We start from the raw sequence: 2,290 nt of genomic DNA, 5'->3' as shown, positions 1-2,290 counted from the left end.
TAAGCTCTCTAGCGCCGATGGTAGTTGGGACCTTGTCCCTGTGAGAGTAGGACGTCGCCAAGCAAAAACCTAAGTCGTTTCGACTTAGGTTTTTTTGTGTTTATTTTTATTGCTTGAAATATAAAGGTAAGAATTACCTTTTGTGAAAATATAATCGAGATGTAAAAAGAATATTTGTAATCTTACATAACCTTTTGTGTTTTTAAAGGATTTTACATAAGAAAAAATCTATAATTAAGGTAGTTAACATATATTTTTGATGGGTGTGGGGGATTATGAAAGAAATATGCATGTTATTAGTGGCTGTTATATTATGGGGGACAGCTATTGCACCAACAAAATGGGTGTTAGAATCTATTCAGCCGTTTACTTTGTTGTTTATTCGTCTTTTCTTTGCAGGTGGAATTTGTATGCTATTTTCATTTAAGCAACTACAAAAATCAGTTGTACATAAAAAAGTTCCATGGCAAAGAATGAGTTTGTTAGCCTTTACCGGTGTAGCTGGGTATTTCATGTTCACATCGTATGGTATTTCTTTAACAAGTGGATTACATGTTAGTATCATAGATGCTGCATTACCATTAGTTACAATTCTTTTTTCAGCATTCTTCTTGAAAGAGAAAATTCGATTGAATTATTGGATAGGGATTATATTGGGTACTATAGGAGTACTCTTTATTACGATTCCATCTAAAAGTGCTGATCAAGAAGTGTCTTTAATAGGAGATATACTGATATTATTAAGTACTTTTCTATTTGCTTTCTACACGGTTTTGCTAAAACAACCAAAACAAGAACAGTATTTATCAAACGAGGTTTTTACAACATTAACTTTAATTATCGGAGCTGTTATTCTATTACCGTTTGCACTGGTAGAAATTCTTTATTACGGTTTACCAAAGATTGAAACTTGGAAAACGGGACTTAGTGTAATATACCTTGTTATTGGAGCAACAATTTTAGCATATTGGTTTTGGAATAAAGCGCTAGAGAGAGTTTCAGCATCAGTAAGCGGATTATATTTAAATGCATTACCATTAATAAGTATCGCTACTTCAATTATTCTATTAAATGAGTCTCTGACATGGAGGGTAATAATGGGAGCGAGTTTAGTTTTAATCGGAGTAGGATGGGCGGATAAGCAAAAGTTATGTAATCTATTAAAAGGTAATAAGGTGGAGAATAGAGACTGTTAAACAGTATGATTTATATAATTGAAATGTTAAAAAGATACCTTATATATGAGGTATCTTTTTTATTTAGCAAAGATAATAGACTAAAATTAGTATGGATATTCTTTGCTGTATTTATATGTGTCGAAATCATTTTGAAATATTGTTTGAACAAGTTGTATACATTCAGTATCATAAAAGCTTTCAAAAGTTGGATGACGGGGAAATAAAGGATCAGTAATATCAGCTTCGCTAAAATTCCCTTTATAAATCATGGCGGGAGTTTGATGATGCCATGATGTTGAGAACTCATTTATTGGTGCGGTTTTTAATTCGAAACGCTTTTCTAATTCTTTCATTTCCTGATCGAAGTTTTCTAAGTATATATAATTGGTCACATATTCTTCTTCACCAGCTATATATTGTTGTGTGAAATGTGGGTTAATATCACTTGCGTGAGCCCCTTTCATAAATAGATAGTATAAAAATTGTTTGAATGAGATCCCTTTGGGGGAATTTTCATCTTGATATAAAAACTTTCGGATGGGTTTCCATTCCGGATTTTCCATATAAGGAGGTCCAATTAAGGACACGAAAGAACTGACTGCTCTCCTATAAGGGTTACGAACAAGTTTAAACGTTTCTTTTTGTTTTTCTCGTAACGCTACACCTAGTCGTACACTATAGGCAGGTGTACTTTTGTATATATCGTATTCAAAATTATGAATGAAAGGACTATAACTTAGAGCTGTTTGCAATAAATCAATCTGGTAAAAGAACCAATTGGCAAGAGAAGTGCAACCGCTTTTTTGACTCCAAAATAGAATGATGGGAAACTTCCTATGATAGTGTGGGCTTCTTGAATGGGCGCTTATGGTGTTTAATAAATAAGGATTGAACAAGTTCTACACTCCTTTCACTTGTTTTACTGATATGTATGAGGAATAAAGAGGTGGTATGAGAGTCTTTTTCATCTTTTTTGAAAAAATGAAAGATTAATATTGACTATTAGTATATATAGTTGTAATATAGAACAAGTCGCCGATGACATTAACGTCGCAAGCGACAAACGAAATAAAAAACTTAGTTGACATTAACTAACGAAGATGTTAACATAA

Annotated in this window: 2 protein-coding genes; one reads left to right on the top strand and one right to left on the bottom strand. The window is 32.6% G+C overall.

Translation table 11 applies throughout. The features are described from left to right. The first annotated feature begins 275 nt into the window (after window positions 1–275). On the top strand, window positions 276–1,196 hold the full coding sequence (locus ACLBXA_RS29310) for a DMT family transporter (RefSeq protein ID WP_000658297.1): 921 nt from the start codon (window positions 276–278) through the stop codon (window positions 1,194–1,196). A gap of 86 nt (window positions 1,197–1,282) precedes the next feature. Here the strand turns inward: ACLBXA_RS29310 and ACLBXA_RS29305 are convergent, their stop codons facing one another. Then, entirely contained in the window at window positions 1,283–2,074 is a 792-nt protein-coding gene (locus ACLBXA_RS29305) for a sulfotransferase family 2 domain-containing protein (RefSeq protein ID WP_000483044.1), read from the bottom strand. Between the last annotated feature and the right edge of the window lie 216 nt (window positions 2,075–2,290).

Source organism: Bacillus sp. D48C, assembly GCF_053345735.1.
This window is presented reverse-complemented; position numbering and strand designations above follow the sequence as displayed.

What these genes read in the sequence shown, in the direction of transcription:
- ACLBXA_RS29310 (WP_000658297.1), top strand. Translation starts at nt 276, where the DNA reads ATGAAAGAAATATGCATGTTATTAGTGGCTGTTATATTATGGGGGACA.